The organism is Amycolatopsis sp. NBC_00345, assembly GCF_036116635.1.
GTDB lineage: Bacteria > Actinomycetota > Actinomycetes > Mycobacteriales > Pseudonocardiaceae > Amycolatopsis.
Genome location: NZ_CP107995.1, coordinates 8,498,416 through 8,515,384 on the forward strand (window position 1 = coordinate 8,498,416; position 16,969 = coordinate 8,515,384).

Consider the following 16,969-nt stretch of genomic DNA (forward strand, 5'->3'; position numbering starts at 1 on the left):
GGGTGGGTAGTGGTGGCTGGCGGGGTTGGTGTGGTGGTGGCGGCGGGGCGGGCGTGACGCCTGGATCTGGCCGGGTGGTCCGCGGCGCCACTGTTCGCGCCGGTCGCTTCCGCTCGGGTCCGCCGGGGCGCAGACTGGGCTGATGGACCGGCGGGTGCGGGTCGCGGTGCGGGTGGGCGGGGTGGTGCAGGGGGTGGGGTTCCGGCCCTTCGCCCACGGGCTCGCGCGGCGGCTGCGGCTGTCCGGCTTCGTCGGCAACGACGCGGCCGGCGTGTTCGCCGAGGTGGAGGGGACATCGGCGGACGTCGACGCGTTTGTCGTCGCACTGCGGGAAGAAGCGCCGCCACTCGCGGTGGTCGACTACGTGCGGGTGACCCCGATGGCCCTGGTCGACGGCGGGCAGGCGGACGGTGAGCCGGTCTTCACCATCGTCGCCAGTTCGGCTGGTGGGGAGGTCGCGACGCTCGTCTCCGCGGATAGTGCGACCTGCGCCGACTGCCTTGCCGAACTGCGCGACCCCGGTGATCGGCGGTACCGCTACCCGTTCATCAACTGCACGAACTGCGGGCCCCGCTTCACGATTGTGCGCGGGGTGCCGTATGACCGGCCGTTCACGACCATGGCCGGCTTCCCGATGTGCGACGACTGCCGACGGGAGTACGAAGACCCCGGTGACCGGCGGTTCCACGCACAGCCGGTGTGCTGCCCCGCCTGCGGGCCGAAGCTGTGGTTCCACGAAACGCGCCACGAAACGCGCCACGAAACGCGTCACGAATCGCGACAGGAACCGCAGCAACCCAAGCCAGCCGGAACAACCCCGCTTAAGTCCACAATAGACGCGCTGCAGGAGGGCGCTGTAGTTGCGATCAAAGGACTGGGCGGATACCACCTCGCTGTAGACGCGGAAAACGAGAGTGCCGTCGCCGCGTTGCGCGGGCGGAAGCACCGGGAGGACAAACCGTTTGCGATCATGGTCCCCGATCTCGCGGCCGCCCGGAAGGTCGCGGAGCTGGGCGAGATCGGCGAGCAGCTCCTGACCAGCCGCCGTAGCCCGATCGTGTTACTCCCGCGCGTCGCGAATGGTCCCCTCGCGACATCCGTCGCGCCCGGGAACCGGCGGATCGGCCTGCTGCTGCCCTACACCCCGCTGCATCACCTGCTGCTCGGCGACCTCGGCCGCCCGATCGTGCTGACCAGCGCGAACGTCTCCGACGAGCCCATCGTCTACCGCGACGAGGACGCCCGGAGCCGCCTCAAGAACATCGCCGACGCCTTCCTCACCCACGACCGGGCCATCCACACGCGCACCGACGATTCCGTGGTCCGCCCCGTCCGCGGGCGCGTGCAGCTGCAGCGCCGGTCTCGGGGGTACGCGCCCGAGCCCGTCACGCTCCACCGGAAAGTCCCGCGGCACGTGCTGGGCTGCGGCGCCGAGCTGAAGAACACCTTCTGCCTGGCGAAAGACGACCACGCGTTCGTCTCGCACCACATCGGCGACCTCGAGAACTACGAGACGCTCAAGTCCTACACCGAGGGCATCCGGCACTGGCGGGAGCTGTTCGACGTCACCCCCACCGTCGTCGCGCACGACCTGCATCCCGAGTACCTGTCCACGAAGTACGCGCTCGACCTCGAAGGCGTCGAGCCCGTCGGCGTCCAGCACCACCACGCGCACATCGCCTCGTGCCTGGCCGACAACGGCGAGGACGGCCCGGTCCTCGGCGTCGCCTTCGACGGCACCGGCTACGGCACCGACGGCACGATCTGGGGCGGCGAGTTCCTGCTCGCCGATCTGGCCGGGTTCCAGCGCGTCGGCCACCTCCAGGCCGTCCCGATGCCCGGCGGCGCCGCGGCCGTCCGCGAGCCCTGGCGCATGGCGGCGGCCCACCTCGACGCCGCCGGCATCACCGCGGAAGAACTCAAAACCAGGCACGAGGAACACTGGGACGACGTCGTCAGGCTGGCCCGCAGCGGACTGAACTCACCGCTGACGTCCAGCGCGGGAAGGCTGTTCGACGCCGTCGCCGCCCTGCTCGGCGTGCGCGACAGCGTGAACTACGAGGGCCAGGCCGCCGTGGAGCTGGAACAACTGGCCGACCCCCGAGAACGCGGCACCTACCCCGTCAGCACAGCACGAAACCAGGTGTCCACAGTAGACATAATCCGCGCCGTCGTCGAGGACCGGAAAAACCACACCCCCAAGCCGATCATCGCCGCGAGGTTCCACAACACCGTCGCGGACGTCGTCGCCCGCGTCTGCGAGCAGCTCCGAAAAGCCGAAACCGTCGCCCTCTCCGGCGGCGTCTTCCAGAACGCCCTGCTCCTCGACCGAACCACAGAATCCCTTCAGCACAAGGGTTTCCGGGTCCTCACCCACTCCCGCGTGCCGGCGAACGACGGCGGGATCAGCTTGGGACAGATCGCAGTGGCAGCCGCGCGCGAAGCCACGAGTACCACGAGTCCAGCCCGTCACCCCGGGTAGCGCTCAGCTCCAGTACCCGCGCCCGGGGATTGACGTGCCCCAGGTCGTGGTTGAACTCCGCGACGTCGAAGTCCACGTACGGCAGCAGGTCGACCTTGTTGAGCAGCACGAGGTCCGTTGACGCGAACATGTGCGGGTACTTCAGCGGCTTGCCCGGCCCCTCGGTGACGGACAGGATCACCACCCGCGCGGCCTCGCCGAGGTCGAACAGTGCCGGGCAGACCAGGTTGCCGACGTTCTCCACGAACAGCACCGAACCGGGCGCGACGGCGAGCGTGCCGAGCGCGCTGTCCAGCATCGTCGCGTCGAGGTGGCAGCCGGCGCCGGTGTTGATCTGCACGACGGGCGCGCCGGTCGCCTCGATCCGCGACGCGTCCAGCTGCGTCTCCTGGTCGCCCTCCACCACCGCGAACGGAAGTTCGTCGCCCAGCGCGCGCACGGTGCGTTCCAGCAGGGTGGTCTTCCCGGCGCCGGGGGAGCTCATCAGGTTAATCGCGAACACGTCCCGGTCACGCAGCCGTTGCCGCGTGTGCCCGGCCAAGTGGTCGTTCTTCGCCAGCACGTCCTGTTCCAGCACCACGGTGTGGCTGTGCCCTTCGTGGTGGACGACCGCGTCGTCCGAACAGCCGCAGGTCTCGCACATGTCAGGCCACCTCCACGGACTTGATGCGCAGCTGGCGTCCGGCCAGCACTTCGACGTCCGCACTGCCGCAGGGGCAGAGCAGGATCGGGTAGTCGATGCCGAACTCACGGCCGCAGTCACGGCACGCGGCGCGGCCCGGCGGCTCGTCGATCTCCAGCGCCGCGCCCTCCAGCGCCGTCCCCGTGCAGAGCACGTCGAAGCAGAAGCGGACGCTGTCCGGCACCACGCCGGACAGCCGCCCGATCTCCAGCCGCACGCTCAGCACCGCGGTGTCGCCGAGCCGCGAGACGATGGCGTCGACAACGCTCTGGGTGATCGACATCTCGTGCACTAGCAGATCCTCGGCAGCGGGTCGCCCACCAGCATGTCGACGATCCGCGTGCCGCCGAACGCCGTGTTCAGCAGCACCAGCCCGGGCGGGTCGTCGGCGACCCGCCCGATCACCGCCGCGTCCGCGCCCAATGGGTGCGAACGCAGCGCGGCCAACGCCTCCGAGGCCTGGGCGCCGTCGACGATGACCACGATCCGGCCCTCGCAGGCGACGTACAACGGGTCGATGCCGAGCAGCTCCGACGCGCCGCGGACCTCGGTGCGGACCGGGATCGCGTTCTCGTCGATCACCACCGCCACCTCCGCCGCGCGAGTCACCTCGTTGAGGATCGTCGCGACGCCGCCGCGGGTCGCGTCACGCATCGCGCGCACGCCCGGCACGGACGCCAACAGCCCGGCCACCAGCTCGTGCACCGGCGCGGTGTCCGACTCCAGGTCGGCGTCGATGTCCAGCTCGCCGCGCGCCAGCATGATGGTGACGCCGTGGTCGCCGATCGGGCCGGAGACCAGCACCGCGTCGCCCGGCTTCACCGTGGCGACGCCCAGCCCGGAGCGGATGGACACACCGACGCCGGCGGTGTTGATGTACACGCCGTCGGCTTTCCCGCGCTGCACCACCTTCGTGTCGCCGGTGACGATCTGCACGTCAGCCGCCAGGGCCGCGGACTTCATCGATTCGACGATCTTCAACAGGTCCTCGACGGGGAAGCCCTCTTCGAGGATGAAGCCCGCCGTCAGGTACAGCGGCCGGGCGCCGGAGACGGCGAGGTCGTTCACCGTGCCGTTCACGGCCAGGTCGCCGATGTCTCCGCCGGGGAAGAACAGCGGCGACACCACGTACGAGTCCGTGGTCAGCGCCAGCTGCGCTCCGCCGATGGTGAGCGCGGCGGCGTCCTCCATCGGCTCCAGCAGCGGATTGCGGAACGCGTCGAGGAACACGGCCTCGATCAACGTGTGCGTCGCCTTCCCGCCGGAGCCGTGCGACAGCGTGATGCGCTCCTCGCGGACCTTCGCGCGCCGCCGCCGGGCACGCTCGATCCGGTCGAGCACCTGCTGCTCGCGTTCCGTGGTAGTCATACTGTGCCCTCCGCCACTGATCCGACGTCAGCCACGGCGGAAACGGGTTCCTGTGAGTGGGCCGGCTGCAGTCCGTGTCCGCCTACTTCCGGTCGGATCAGTGTCGAGCTCGCTTCCCGCACCCGCTTGCGGCTGAACCGGCCGAAGTTGTAGTACGCGGCGCAAGCGCCCTCCGGCGAGACCATGCAGGTGCCGATCGGCGTCTCCGGGGTGCACGCGGTGCCGAACACCTTGCACTCCCAAGGTTTCAGCACGCCCTTGAGCACTTCGCCGCACTGGCACGCCTTCGGGTCGGCGACCCGGATGCCGGGCACCTCGAAGATCCGCTCGGCGTCAAAGGCCGCGTACTTCTCGCGCACACGCATCGCCGAGTGCGTGATGAAGCCGAGCCCGCGCCATTCGAAGAACGGCCGCAGCTCCATCACCTCGTTGATCGCCTTGAGCGCCACCTGGTTCCCGTCCCACGGCACCACGCGCGAGTACTGGTTCTCGACCTCGGAGCGGCGTTCGGACAGCTGCACCATCAGCATGTAGATGGACTGCAGGATGTCCAACGGCTCGAAGCCGGCCACCACCACGGGCTTGCCGTAGTCGCGCGCGATGAACTCGTACGGCCGGCAGCCGATCACCGTCGACACGTGGCCCGGGCCGATGAAGCCGTCGAGCCGCAGGTCGGGGGAGTCGAGGATGGCCTTGATCGCCGGGATGATGGTCACGTGGTTGCCGAACACGGAGAAGTTCTCCAGGCCCTCGGCCGCCGCGCGCAGCAGCGTCATCGCGGTGGACGGCGTGGTCGTCTCGAACCCGATGGCCATGAACACCACCCGCAGGTCCGGGTTCTGCCGCGCGATCTTCAGCGAGTCCAGCGGCGAATAGACCATCCGGATGTTGGTGCCCTCGGCGTTGGAGTCGAAGAAGTTCCCACCCGAGCCGGGCACCCGCATCATGTCGCCGAACGAGGTCATCAGCACCCCGGGCTGGCGGGCGATGTGGATGGCGTCGTCGATCCGGCCCATCGGGATCACGCACACCGGGCAGCCAGGGCCGTGCACCAGCTGCACGCTCTCGGGCAGGTAGTCCTCCAGGCCGTGTTTGTAGATGGTGTGCGTGTGCCCGCCGCACACCTCCATGAACTTGTACACGCGCCCCGGTTCGCACAGCGCGGTGATCTTCGCGGACAGCGCACGCGCCTTGTCCGCGTCCCGGAACTCGTCGACGAAACGCATCAGGGGGCTCCTATTCGATCCGGGATTCGAGTAAGGCGGCTATCTCGTCCTCGTAGGCCTTCCCGATGCTCTCCAGGAACTCCATCGCCGCGGCGGCCTCGGCCTCGTCTATTTTGGACAGTGCGAAGCCGACGTGGATGAGGATCCACTCGCCCGGCACCGGCGGGTCGTCGGTGAGCAGGCCGATGTTGATGGTCCGCTTCACCCCACTGACCGAGACTTTCGCGAGGTCCGGCCGCTCCTCGCTGATCTCGATGATCTCGCCCGGAATCCCGAGGCACACGGCTACATCCGGCTCATCTCGAGGTACCGCCGGATGTCCGGTTCGACCAGCCGGGCGAACCAGGCCGCCCCGCCCACCAGCACGATCAGCAGCAGTAAACGCTTGAACATCTCAGACCTCCGTCTTCTGTTCGTCCGGCAGCCGCGAGGCGGTGCCCCACGCCAGTTCCGCCACCGCGCGCACCGCCGCCGGCACGGCCGCCTGGACTTCCTCGGAGAGCCCGATCCCGGACTCCACGCTCCCCGGCTCGCAGCCGACGATCAGCACCCGCCCGGCGTCGCCGCCGAGCAGCCGCAGCAGCCGGAACACGGCCTCGGGCTGCATCCCGTGCGCGTCGATCGACGGCGCCTTCGCCAGGTCGTCCACGTCCGCTTCGATCAGCGACAACGTGCCGGGCGGCTGGCCGTGCGGCGTCGCGTCGAGCAGGATCGTGGTGTCGTAGCCGCCGAGCAGGTCGTACGCCAGGTGCATGCCGGCGATGCCGTAGTCGGCGATCTGCACCCAGTCCGGCAGCTCGGCCTGCTCCAGCCGCTTGATCACCTCGACGCCGAACCCGTCGTCGCCGAGGAAGATGTTGCCGATGCCGGCCACCAGCACGCGGGGTCTCATAACGGCTCCAGGTCTCATAACGGCTCCAGCTCGTCGGGGGAGAAGTAGCGGAACCGGCCGTGCGCGTTCTGCATTTCCGCGGCGGGGTCGGAGTCCACGGTCACGGCCACGTGCGTCGATCCGTCCACATCGGACAATACGGCGCGCACGGTGGCGACGAGGCCGGTGAGGAACATGTCCTGCGCGTCGCTGCCGCGCAGGTTCGGCCGCAGCCGCACGCGTGAACCGGCCGCGACGCGCGCCCCGGCGACGACCACGCTGTCGGTCTCCGGCGACACGGACGCGTCGGCTCCCGGGTCCCACCACGGGACCACCGGGTCCGGCCGCGGTTCCCCGGTCACCGAACGCAGGTAGCGGACGGTGCCGTGCAGCCGGTCGAGCAGCTCCTGCGGCATCTCGTCGACCCGGTCCACGATCGACGCCGCCCGTGGGTCGGTGGCCCTGGCCTCGCGTTTCTCCTCGTCGGTGAGGGTCATCGTGCGCAGGGTGAGGATCTCGTCGATCTCGGTGCCGTCGAACAGGTCACCCGCGCTTTCGGCGGCGATCGCCGGGTCGTCGTACAGGATGATCGGCGACGCGAGGATCACCGGGCTCTGGGTGGTGCTCCCGATCAGGACCGGCCAGACCCGCTCGTTCACGCAGGCCTCGACGGCCGGCTTCGCCCACTCCGGCGGGTCGAGCATCGACAGGAAGTGCCCGGAGTCGACCGAAAGGATCAGGTGCGCGGCCAGCAACGCGTGGCGCAGCGCCGTCTCCCGGGTCGGCTCCGTGGCGGTCCACGGGCTGGTGTTGCGCAGGCCCAGCTGCAGCCGGGCGCCGCCGAACGGTCCGTCGAGCGAGTCGAGGCGCGCGGTCAGCACCCCGGTCAGCTCCTGCGAACGCCGGACGAGCGAGCAGCCGCCCCCGACGTCCTCGGACTCCTCCCAGCCCGGCACGGCGAACGGCGCCTCGACGGGCTGCGCGAGCAGTTCGGCCGCGGGCAGCACGAAGTCGACCTCACGCTCCACGGCCTCGTCCCAGGTCGTGTACTCGGTGCCGGCGACGGTCATCGTCGCGACGAACTCCTCGCCGTCGTGCGCCATTCGTTGCTGCGCCTGAAGAAATCGCAGTTTGACGTGCAACACCGTGTGCGAGCGCGGTTCCAGCAGGCACTCCGTGTGCGAGGTCGCGTACTCGCCGCGCGCGTCGTCGGCGTAGGACGGCGGCATCAGCACACCCCACTGCCAGCGCACGCGGTTCTTGCCCGCCGACGCGCGGTACGGGTAGAGCAGGTAGCCCTCGTACAGCACCGCGTCGCCGACGGCGCGGGCCTGGTCCCCGACGGCGGTCACGGGGGATCACCGGCCGAACCGAGCAGCTTCTCCATCGCCGCGTCCCAGGTCGGGATGGCGTGGCGCGCCTTGTACTTCAGCAGCTCGTCGATGATGTCCCGGTGCAGCTTGATCCACGCGACGTGCGGGAAGTACCGGTTCATCAGCTCGTCCCACGCGGTGATCGGCATCCGGACCTCGGCCTCGACGTGCCACGGCACCGGCTCGACCCAGAAACCGGGGCCGCCCTTGCCGAACACGGTGCCGCTGAACAGCAGCACGAGCGGGACGACACCGTCGGCCAGCGCGTGGAAGTACTTGCCCGCGGCCACTTCCAGGTCGTAGCTGCACGGCACCTCGAGCACGAACTCGGTGGTGCCGGTGAACCCCGGCACGACCGCGGAGACGGCGGCGAACTGGAACGGCTTCAGCGTTTCGCCCCAGCGCGACGGGTCGCCGAACAGGTCCGTCAGCAGCTCGGACTCCCCGTCGGAGTACCGCCGCCGCTGCGGCTCGATCCGCAGCTGCACCCGCAGCACCAGCGCGTACACCGGTTGCGCGGTCAGTTCGCTGACCCGCAGCGTGAACGCCAGCGTCGGCGAGGCCGCGTACTTCAACGGCTGCACGTCGACGCAGTCGAAGGTGAGTTCAGCCATCGGTCACGACCTCGCTGCGCTCGCGCAGGTCCGCGAAGAACCCGTCGATCGCCTCGTGGGCCGCGCTGCCGCCGTCGAAGCCGCGCCAGTGCAGCCGGACCAGGCCGACCAGCTCGTAACAGGTGTCGATCGGCACCAGGAAGCACTCGTAGCCGACGTCGTGCTTGCTGATCAACAGCGCCTCGACGTCGGGCGCGATCGACGCGAAGGCGGGCTGGGTGTCGAGCAGCTCGGTCCAGGTGTCCAGCGGTAGCAAGGATTCCGTCGCACCGGCCGGGCTCGGGTAGAACGCGACGGTGCGCTCCTGCACCGAATTGTGGAACAGGAACGCCATCCGCACCGGCACCCCAGCCGACTCCCACAGCGCCGAGCCTGCCGGGAAGTACGGCGAGTGCAGGTACCGCGTCGGCACCGCGCGGTGCCGCTTGCCGCCCGCGCCGGTGTGCGTGAACAGCAGGTAGCAGCCCCGGCAGGTGCACATGATCGCCCGCGACTCCAGGTCGATCACGTGCCCGTGGCCGGCGCCGACCGGCTCCGTGCACAGCTCGCACCGCTCGCCGGGCGCGGGCCGCACGGCGGGCTGGAGGAACCGGCGCAGGCCGCCCGTCATGCCTGCTCCGCGGGGACCGGGCACTCCAGCGCTTCGAGCGGCAGCAGCGGCCGCCCGCCGGGACCGGTCTGCACGGGCGCCGTGCCCTCGGGTACGACGCCTTCGACGACCACGTCGGAGATCTCCGGCGCCGCCTCGCGGACCACCCGCTCGATGGCGTACTTGGCGGTGACGGTCGACGACGGGCAGCCGTCGCACGTCCCCATCAGCTGCAGCTGGAGCACGCCTTCCCCGGTGATGCCGACGATGTCGACGTCGCCGGCGTGCGAGCCGAGGTACGGCCGCACCTTGTCGAGCGCTTCGGTGACGCGCTCCAGCGTCGTCTTCGGGTGCAGGTCGTGCAGTACCAGCAGGCCGCGCACGTGCTCGTCGTCGGCGAGGCGCCCGAGCAGCGCCTCACCGCCGTCGGACTCGCGCACGACGGCCAGCACCCGTTCGAGGCCGGCGCCGTAGAACTCGAGCAGTGTGTGGACGAGGTCCTCGGCCAGCTCGACGGTCGGCTGGTCCGCCCGCTCGGCCAGCTCGCCCAGCAGCCCCTCGATGCGTTCGCCGACCTGGCCGACGTCGGACTCCGCCATGGTCAGAGCACCTCTCCGCCGAACGCGTGCGGGGTGTGGATGCGTTCCAGCGTCTTGCCCTTGCCGGTGTACATGTGCACGCCGCAGGGCAGGCACGGGTCGAAGCTGCGGACCGCGCGCATGATGTCGATGCCCTTGAAGTTCTCCTGCGTGTTCTCCTCGAAGATCGGCGTGTTCTGCACGGCGTCCTCGTACGGGCCGGGGGTGCCGAAGGAGTCGCGGACACTGCCGTTCCACGGCGTCGGCGGGTACGGGTGGTAGTTCGCGATCTTGCCGCCCTTGATCACCATGTGGTGCGAGAGAACGCCGCGCACGGCCTCGGTGAACCCGCACGAGACGCCCTCGTCGGGCACCTTGAACGGCTCCCACGTCTTGGTGTTGCCACCGCGGACCTCGGCCAGCGCGCGCTCGGCGAAGTGCAGGGCGATCGCGGCGGAGTACGCCTGGAAGTAGGTCCGCGCGCGGTTGCGCTCCAGCGCGTTGCTCCACTTCGGGATCTTCCACTCGAAGCTGACCTCGGGCTTCAGCGCCGTGCGCGGCAGGTTGATCACCACGCTGTGCCCGGTGGACTTCACGTAGTCGGTGTCGACCAGGCCGGCCAGCGCCGTGGTCCACAGCCGGGCGAGCGGGCCGCCGCCGGTGTCCAGCGCCAGGTGGTCCTTGCCGTCGAACCAGCGCGGCGACATCGTCCACGAGTACTTGTCGTCGAAGTCGCGCTTCTGCGGCCGCGGGATGGTGTGCTGGTTCCACGGGTGCCGCGAGTCGACCGGGTTGCCCAGCGGGTCGTGCGTGACGAACTTGTCCATGCCCTCCCAGTCCTCGTAGAAGGACGAGCCGAGCAGGATGCGGATGCCGAGGTTGATGTCGAGCAGGCTGGTGGTGACCAGCTTGCCGTCGACGACCACCCCGGGCGTGACGAACATCTTCCGGCCCCAGGACTCCATGTTCTCGTAGGTGAAGTCGCAGTACTCCGGGTTGTTCAGGCTGCCCCAGCAGCCGAGCAGGATGCGGCGGCGGCCGACCTCCTCGTAGCCGGGCAGGGCCTCGTAGAAGAAGTCGAACAGGTCGTCGTGCATCGGCAGGCAGCGCTTCATGAACTCGACGTAGCGCATCAGCCGGGACAGGTAGTCGGTGAACAGCTGCACCGTCGCGATGGTCCCGACGCCGCCGGGGTACAAAGTGGACGGATGCACGTGCCTGCCCTCCATCAGGCAGAACATCTCCCGGGTGGACCGGCTGACCTGCAGCGCCTCGCGGTAGAACTCGCCCTCCAGCGGGTTCAGCGAGCGCATGATGTCGCCGATGGTGCGGTAGCCGTGCTGCTCGGCGTGCGGCGACTCGGTGCGGTTGGCCAGCTCCAGCACCCCGGGGTTGGTCTCGGCGACCATCTTCTCGCAGTAGTCGACGCCGACCAGGTTCTCCTGGAAGATGTTGTGGTCGAACATGTACTCGGCGGCCTCACCGAGGTTGATGATCCACTCGCCGAGGTGCGGCGGGCGCACGCCGTAGGCCATGTTCTGGTTGTAGACCGAGCAGGTGGCGTGGTTGTCACCGCAGATGCCGCAGATGCGGCTGGTGATGAAGTGCGCGTCGCGCGGGTCCTTGCCCTTCATGAAGATGCTGTAGCCGCGGAAGACCGAGGACGTGCTGTGGCACTCCACGACCTTCTTCTGCGCCCAGTCGATCTTCGTGTAGATGCCGAGACTGCCGACGATGCGCGTGATCGGGTCCCAGGCCATCTCGACGAGCTCGGTCTTGCCCTTGGTGCTGATGCCCTTGCCGCTTTCCGTCTGCGTCATGTCCCCAGTCCTTTCAGCGCCAGGTCGAGCGGTAGCCGGTCTCGAGCTGCTTGCCCTTTTGCCGCCACTTCGGCTCCAGGTCGACCTTGCGCTCGGTGATCTTGCGCAGCCGCCGGATCACCGAGCCGTACGCGCCGCTCGCCATCGCGGACACGTGCGCGCCCGGCGGCTCGTCCATGAACGGCATGAACTTGTCCGGGAAGCCCGGCATGGTGCAGCCGATGCAGATGCCGCCGACGTTCGGGCAGCCGCCCACGCCGTTGATCCAGCCGCGCTTGGGCACGTTGCACTTCACCACCGGGCCCCAGCAGCCCAGCTTGACCAGGCACTTCGGCGAGTCGTAGGTCTCGGCGAACTGGCCCTGCTCGTAGTAGCCGGCTCGATCGCACCCCTCGTGCACGGTCGCGCCGAACAGCCACTGTGGACGGAGGTGGTCGTCGAGCGGGATCATCGGGGCCTGGCCCGCCGCCTGGTAGAGCAGGTAGGTCAGGGTTTCGGAGAAGTTGTCCGGGTGCGTCGGGCAGCCGGGGATGCAGACGATCGGGATGCCGGCGCCGGACTTCCAGTCCCAGCCGAGGTAATCGGGCACGCCCATGGCGCCGGTCGGGTTGCCCTCCATGGCGTGGATGCCGCCGTAGGCCGCGCAGGTCCCGGCCGCGACGACGGCGAGGGCCTTGGGCGTCAACCGGTCCAGCCACTCGCTGGTGGTCATCGGCTGGCCGGTCTCCGGGTTGTTGCCGAAGCCGCACCAGTAGCCCTCGGACTTGATCGCCTCGTTGGGGATCGAGCCCTCGATGACCAGCACGAACGGTTCCAGCTCACCGCGATCGGCCTTGTAGAACCATTCGATGAACGTGTCCGCGCCCTTGTCCGGCCCGCACTCGAAGTCGATCAGCGGCCAGTGGACCGCGATCTTCGGCAGACCGGGCAGCGCGCCGAGGACGATCTCCTCGATGCTGGGCTGCGTGGCCGCGGTCAGCGCGACGGAATCGCCGTCGCACGACAGTCCGGCGTTGATCCACAGGATGTGGATGGGTTTCTCGTCTTCCTGGGTATGCGTCACGGCTGTTGCCCCTGGAGGTCGTCGAGCGCGCCGAGGGTCAGCTCCCACAGCGCGTGGTAAAGGGTGGTCTGGGCTTCCTGGATGCGGTGCACCGAAGGCGACGGCACGACGAAGAGGTGGTCGATGCTGTCCAGCTCGGCCATCCGCCCGCCGTCGTAACCGGCGATGCCGACGGTGACCAGGCCGCGGCGGGCGGCCTCGTCGAATGCGGCCAGCAGGTTCGTGGAGTTCCCGCTGGTGGAGAGGCCGACCGCGATGTCACCGGCGCGGCCGAACGCGGCGACCTGCCGGGCGAACACGACGTCGAACCCGATGTCGTTGCTCAGGGCGGTGACCACGGCGATGTCGTTGGTGAGGCCGAACGCGGGCAGTGGCCGCGCGTCCCCGGCCGGGGAGAGGAACAGGCTGGCGAGGTCCTGCGCGTCGGTGGAGCTGCCGCCGTTGCCGAACGCCAGCAGCCTGCCGCCGCCGGCGAACGCACGGGCCAGGTCCTGGGCGCAGGCGCACAGCCGCTCGCCGTCCGACTCGAGCACGCTGGCGCGCAGCTCGATGATCTCGCGGGTCTTGTCTACTGTGGACTGACGGACCTGGGTGAGCACGGCCTCGACGTCACTCGTACCCGAGTACAGGAACGGGTACAGCTCCTCGAGGCCACTGGCGCCCACGGGGTCTCCCCGTGTCATGGCGCTCATCTCCTAGCGGACTGTCGGTTCTCCAGGCGAGGGGTTCTCCAGACGCGCTATGGCTTCGCCGGCATGTACCAGGATTCGGTCGCCGACACTGGCCGAAACCAGTGCCACGCTCACCTCTTCCCGGCCGGAGCCGGTATCCACGACAGCGAACCCGAGGTCCAGGAGTTCGACTACGGTCACTTCGACCGCGGTGTCCGAGCAGGTGACGCACACCCCGTCGTGACAGGCGGGGGCCGGTGCTCTGTCGGCGTCACGGGCGTTCAAGACGCCACCCCCGGTGCGAGCACGCCGGGGTGCTCGAAGAAGACGTGCACCAGTTCCCACAGGATGTGGTAGGTCGTCACGTGTACTTCCTTGACCACCAGCGGGTCGGCGGACCGCGCGACGAGCACGTGGCCGATCCCGGGCGTGGTGGCGATGGCGCCGCCGTCGCCACCGGTCAGCGCGATGGTCAGCAGGCCGAGGTCGCGGGCGGCTTCGAGGCCGCGGCGGACGTTCTCGCACTCGCCGTCGGCGGAGATGCCGAGCGCGATGTCCGCGGGCTCGGCGAGGAACCGGATCTGGTGCGCGAAGACCTCGGCCAGCCCGACGCGGTTGGCCACGCCGGTGAGCGTGGCGACGTCGGCGGTCAGCGAGATCGCGGGCAGCGCCCGCTTGCCGACGATCACCGGGTGCACGAACTCCACGGCCACGTGCTGCGCGTCGGTGCTGGGCCCGCCGTTGCCGAAGACCACCAGCTTCCCGCCACGGTGGAAGCGCAGGGCCATCCCGTGACACGCGTCCGCCACGGCGCCGGCCTGTTCGGCCAGGTCGTGCACGGGGGCGACACGGCGTTCGAACAACGACGCCACAGCGTCCGCGCTCTTCGGAGACCACGACATCGCGGCTCTTCCCTGTGCGCTCAGTGGTGGGAGCAAGACCTCTAGGGTAGATCTGTGAAGTGGGTCACACAATAGGATCACGTGATAGATCGGGAGACTCGTGAGTGGCGATGACGGTTAGAACCGGCATAGCCACTCACGAGTCCTTGCTGGCGCGGCGCCGGCCTCACGTCCGGTCGCGTTCGCCCCGGGCTTCGTCCTTGGCTTCCTCGGCGCGGGCGATCCAGGTGCCGGCCTCGTTGACGGAGCCGCGGCCGTGCAGCATCCGGGCCAGGCTCAGCATGCCCTGCACGTCGCCCGTTTCCGCCGCGGCGCGGAAGAACTTCTCGGCCTGCGCGAGGTCTTCGCGCGCCTCGGCGAGGTGACCGAGGTTCGTCATCGCCGGGACGCTGCCGTTCTCGGCCGCCTTCCGGTACCAGGCCGCGGCCTCACCCTCGTCGCCGCGGTTGCGGGCCAGCACGCCGAGGTTCGTCATCGCCGCGGTGTCACCCGCCTCCGCCGCGTCGAGGTACCAGGCCTCGGCTTCGTCGACGTCGCCGCGACGGTGCAGCAGCAGCCCCAGCCGGACGGCCGCCTCGACGTTGCCGCCCGTCGCGCCCTGGCGGTACCACGTTTCCGCGTCCTTGGCCCGGCCGAAGCGCTCCGCCTGACGGCCGAGCAGGCACGTGCCCGCGAGGTCACCCGCATCAACGGCTTCACGCCACCAGCGCGCGGCGTCGCTCTGCCGGCCTTGTTTGCTCAGCACCATGCCGACGTCGAGCATCGCGGCGGTGTTGCCCGTGCTCGCCGCGCGACGGCACCAGTCCTCGGCTTCGTCGCCGCGCCCGCGTTCGGCGAGCAGGTGGCCGAGCGCGCCCATCGCCTCGGCGTCACCGGTCTCGGCGGCCGCGCGCAGCCAGTACTCCGCGTCCTCGAACCGGCCGCGGCGTTCGGCGGAACGGCCCAGCCCGACCATTCCGCGTGGATCACCGGCCAGCGCGGCTTCGTGGTACCAGCGTTCGGCCTCGTCGTGGGCGCCCCGGTCGGCGAGCAGGTGGGCCAGCACGGTCATCGCGACGCGGTCGCCGCCCAGCGCCGCCCGGCGGTACCAGGACTCGGCCTCGGCCAGCTCGCCGCGCTCGCGCAGGGCCGCGCCGACACGGGTCATGGCGACGATGTTCCCGCCTTCGGCGGCCTTCAGCTGCAGGTAGTCGTCGACCCGCGTGTTCCACTTCCGTAGCCGCCCGGACATCGGCGACGCTCCCTTCGAGCTGGTTCCCCACCCCGTAGTCGCTCGCCGCCCGGTTTGCGTGACACGTGGCCCCGGACACGTTCGGCGGCGGCCGAGAGTTTCTGCGCGGATACCGCCGCGGAGCCCGGCATACTGCCGCTCCCGCCCCTGCCGAGAGGACCGTCGCGCGCCATGGCCCGGAAGTTCCCCACCCAGCGGATCCTGTTGCTCGCCGTGGTTCTCGTCGTCGCGATCGCGGGTTTCTGGTACGCCGGAAGGGGCGTGGACGCGGAGCCCTCCTCGCCGCCGCCCGCCAGCGCCGGCGACGCGACAAAACAGTTGTCGGAGCTGAAGATCGCCGAGCGCGGCTCGATGACCGGCTACTCCCGTGAGAAATTCCCGCACTGGGACAACCAGGGGCACAACTGCAACACGCGCGAGCTGGTCCTCAAGCGCGACGGCAAGGACGTCAAGGCGGGCACCGACTGCAACCCGACGGCCGGCACCTGGTTCAGCGTCTACGACGGCGAGACGTGGACCAAGCCCGGCGACGTCGACATCGACCACATGGTCCCGCTCGGCCAGGCCTGGGCGAGCGGCGCGCGCGACTGGCCGCAGGACAAGCGCGAGCAGTTCGCGAACGACCTGACTCGCCCGCAGCTGTTCGCCGTCACGGACAACCTGAACCAGCAGAAGAGCGACAAGGCGCCGGACCAGTGGAAGCCGCCGCTGGTCTCGTTCTGGTGCACCTACGCGACGGACTGGATCACGGTCAAGCACTACTACGGCCTCACCGTGACCACCGGGGAGAAGACCACGCTGACCGACATGCTCGGACGCTGCCCGGCCTAGGCTGGCCCGATGGCGACATTCGTCCTGATCCACGGAGGCGGCGGCAGCGGCTGGGACTGGCACCTGGCCGGGGCCGAACTACGGCGGCGGGGGCACGACGTCGTCGCGCCGGACCTGCCGATCGACGACCCCGCGGCGAAGCTGGCCGACTTCGCGGACGCCGTCATCGCGGCCGTCGGCGAGCGGACGGACGACATCGTCGTGGCCGGGCACTCCTACGGCGGCTTCACCGCCCCGCTGGTGGCCGAGCGCCTGAACGCGAGGCTGCTCGTCTTCGTCGCCGGCATGGTGCCCGCGCCGGGGGAGACGCCGGGCCAGTGGTGGGGCAACACCGGCTACACCTCGTCGGAAGGGCTGAGCGTCGTCGAGCAGTTCCTCGCCGACGTGCCGGCCGAGCTGACGGCGGAGAACATCGCGCGCGGCCGGGACCAGGTGAGCGCCGAGTGGGACGACCCGTGGCCGCTCGCCGCGCTCCCCGAAATCCCCACGCGCGTGCTGCTCTGCCGCGAAGACCGGCTCTTCACGCCGGAGCTGCAACGGCGCGTCGCCAAGGAACGCCTGGGGATCACGGCCGACGAGATCAACGGCTCCCACATGGTCCTGCTGAGCCGTCCGGTGGAGCTGGCCGAACGGCTTGAGGGGTACCTGACCACCCTGCGGTGAGCCCG

Annotated in this window: 20 protein-coding genes; 3 read left to right on the top strand and 17 right to left on the bottom strand. The window is 69.8% G+C overall.

What is annotated here, in order from left to right; translation table 11 throughout:
• Nucleotides 1-142 precede the first annotated feature (142 nt).
• The gene (gene hypF, locus OG943_RS38430) at nucleotides 143-2,482 is read left to right on the top strand and encodes a carbamoyltransferase HypF (RefSeq protein WP_328605821.1); all 2,340 of its coding nucleotides are present in this window, start codon (nucleotides 143-145) and stop codon (nucleotides 2,480-2,482) included.
• Here hypF and hypB read toward each other — a convergent pair.
• The 17 genes from hypB to OG943_RS38510 form a co-directional block, all read right to left on the bottom strand.
• Nucleotides 2,406-3,125 carry a hydrogenase nickel incorporation protein HypB gene (hypB, locus tag OG943_RS38435; RefSeq protein WP_328605822.1) on the bottom strand — a complete coding sequence of 240 codons (720 nt, stop codon included), beginning with the start codon at nucleotides 3,123-3,125 and terminating at the stop codon, nucleotides 2,406-2,408. The two genes, hypF and hypB, sit on opposite strands and share 77 nt — an antisense overlap.
• Nucleotide 3,126: 1 nt before the next feature.
• A complete protein-coding gene (locus tag OG943_RS38440; RefSeq protein WP_328605823.1) occupies nucleotides 3,127-3,456 on the bottom strand; it encodes a hydrogenase maturation nickel metallochaperone HypA/HybF in 330 nt (109 codons plus the stop codon).
• Nucleotides 3,456-4,532 (bottom strand): hydrogenase expression/formation protein HypE, encoded by a 1,077-nt coding sequence (hypE, locus tag OG943_RS38445; RefSeq protein WP_328605824.1) that lies wholly within the window; start codon nucleotides 4,530-4,532, stop codon nucleotides 3,456-3,458. The genes OG943_RS38440 and hypE overlap by 1 nt, the downstream gene beginning before the upstream one ends.
• Nucleotides 4,529-5,758 carry a hydrogenase formation protein HypD gene (gene hypD / locus OG943_RS38450; RefSeq protein ID WP_328605825.1) on the bottom strand — a complete coding sequence of 410 codons (1,230 nt, stop codon included), beginning with the start codon at nucleotides 5,756-5,758 and terminating at the stop codon, nucleotides 4,529-4,531. The genes hypE and hypD overlap by 4 nt, the downstream gene beginning before the upstream one ends.
• 10 nt (nucleotides 5,759-5,768) lie before the next feature.
• Nucleotides 5,769-6,041 carry a HypC/HybG/HupF family hydrogenase formation chaperone gene (locus OG943_RS38455; RefSeq protein WP_091621771.1) on the bottom strand — a complete coding sequence of 91 codons (273 nt, stop codon included), beginning with the start codon at nucleotides 6,039-6,041 and terminating at the stop codon, nucleotides 5,769-5,771.
• 2 nt (nucleotides 6,042-6,043) lie between these two features.
• Nucleotides 6,044-6,151: a DUF6893 family small protein gene (locus OG943_RS48540; protein ID WP_442874632.1), complete on the bottom strand. Its 108-nt coding sequence runs from the start codon at nucleotides 6,149-6,151 to the stop codon at nucleotides 6,044-6,046.
• Nucleotide 6,152: 1 nt separating this feature from the next.
• On the bottom strand, nucleotides 6,153-6,650 hold the full coding sequence (locus OG943_RS38460; RefSeq protein WP_328605826.1) for a hydrogenase maturation protease: 498 nt from the start codon (nucleotides 6,648-6,650) through the stop codon (nucleotides 6,153-6,155).
• 14 nt (nucleotides 6,651-6,664) lie between these two features.
• Entirely contained in the window at nucleotides 6,665-7,981 is a 1,317-nt protein-coding gene (locus tag OG943_RS38465) for a hypothetical protein (protein WP_328605827.1), read from the bottom strand.
• Complete coding sequence (locus OG943_RS38470; protein ID WP_328605828.1) at nucleotides 7,978-8,616, bottom strand: DUF6084 family protein; 639 nt, start codon at nucleotides 8,614-8,616, stop codon at nucleotides 7,978-7,980. The genes OG943_RS38465 and OG943_RS38470 overlap by 4 nt, the downstream gene beginning before the upstream one ends.
• A complete protein-coding gene (locus OG943_RS38475) occupies nucleotides 8,609-9,226 on the bottom strand; it encodes a DUF5947 family protein (protein ID WP_328605829.1) in 618 nt (205 codons plus the stop codon). The genes OG943_RS38470 and OG943_RS38475 overlap by 8 nt, the downstream gene beginning before the upstream one ends.
• Nucleotides 9,223-9,804, bottom strand: coding sequence for a NifU family protein (locus OG943_RS38480; protein ID WP_328605830.1), 582 nt, complete (start codon nucleotides 9,802-9,804; stop codon nucleotides 9,223-9,225). The genes OG943_RS38475 and OG943_RS38480 overlap by 4 nt, the downstream gene beginning before the upstream one ends.
• Nucleotides 9,805-9,806: 2 nt before the next feature.
• A complete protein-coding gene (locus tag OG943_RS38485) occupies nucleotides 9,807-11,603 on the bottom strand; it encodes a nickel-dependent hydrogenase large subunit (RefSeq protein WP_328605831.1) in 1,797 nt (598 codons plus the stop codon).
• Between the two features lie 13 nt (nucleotides 11,604-11,616).
• Nucleotides 11,617-12,666 carry a hydrogenase expression protein HypE gene (locus OG943_RS38490; protein WP_328605832.1) on the bottom strand — a complete coding sequence of 350 codons (1,050 nt, stop codon included), beginning with the start codon at nucleotides 12,664-12,666 and terminating at the stop codon, nucleotides 11,617-11,619.
• Nucleotides 12,663-13,349, bottom strand: coding sequence for a D-sedoheptulose-7-phosphate isomerase (locus OG943_RS38495; RefSeq protein WP_328605833.1), 687 nt, complete (start codon nucleotides 13,347-13,349; stop codon nucleotides 12,663-12,665). The genes OG943_RS38490 and OG943_RS38495 overlap by 4 nt, the downstream gene beginning before the upstream one ends.
• Before the next feature lie 12 nt (nucleotides 13,350-13,361).
• Nucleotides 13,362-13,682 (bottom strand): HypC/HybG/HupF family hydrogenase formation chaperone, encoded by a 321-nt coding sequence (locus OG943_RS38500; RefSeq protein ID WP_442874633.1) that lies wholly within the window; start codon nucleotides 13,680-13,682, stop codon nucleotides 13,362-13,364.
• Nucleotides 13,619-14,239 carry a D-sedoheptulose-7-phosphate isomerase gene (locus OG943_RS38505; RefSeq protein ID WP_328605834.1) on the bottom strand — a complete coding sequence of 207 codons (621 nt, stop codon included), beginning with the start codon at nucleotides 14,237-14,239 and terminating at the stop codon, nucleotides 13,619-13,621. The genes OG943_RS38500 and OG943_RS38505 overlap by 64 nt, the downstream gene beginning before the upstream one ends.
• Before the next feature lie 166 nt (nucleotides 14,240-14,405).
• A complete protein-coding gene (locus OG943_RS38510; RefSeq protein WP_328605835.1) occupies nucleotides 14,406-15,470 on the bottom strand; it encodes a tetratricopeptide repeat protein in 1,065 nt (354 codons plus the stop codon).
• Between the two features lie 171 nt (nucleotides 15,471-15,641).
• Here OG943_RS38510 and OG943_RS38515 point away from each other — a divergent pair, with 171 nt between their 5' ends.
• Complete coding sequence (locus OG943_RS38515) at nucleotides 15,642-16,301, top strand: HNH endonuclease family protein (RefSeq protein ID WP_328605836.1); 660 nt, start codon at nucleotides 15,642-15,644, stop codon at nucleotides 16,299-16,301.
• A gap of 9 nt (nucleotides 16,302-16,310) precedes the next feature.
• Nucleotides 16,311-16,964 carry an alpha/beta fold hydrolase gene (locus OG943_RS38520; protein ID WP_328605837.1) on the top strand — a complete coding sequence of 218 codons (654 nt, stop codon included), beginning with the start codon at nucleotides 16,311-16,313 and terminating at the stop codon, nucleotides 16,962-16,964.
• Nucleotides 16,965-16,969: the final 5 nt, after the last annotated feature.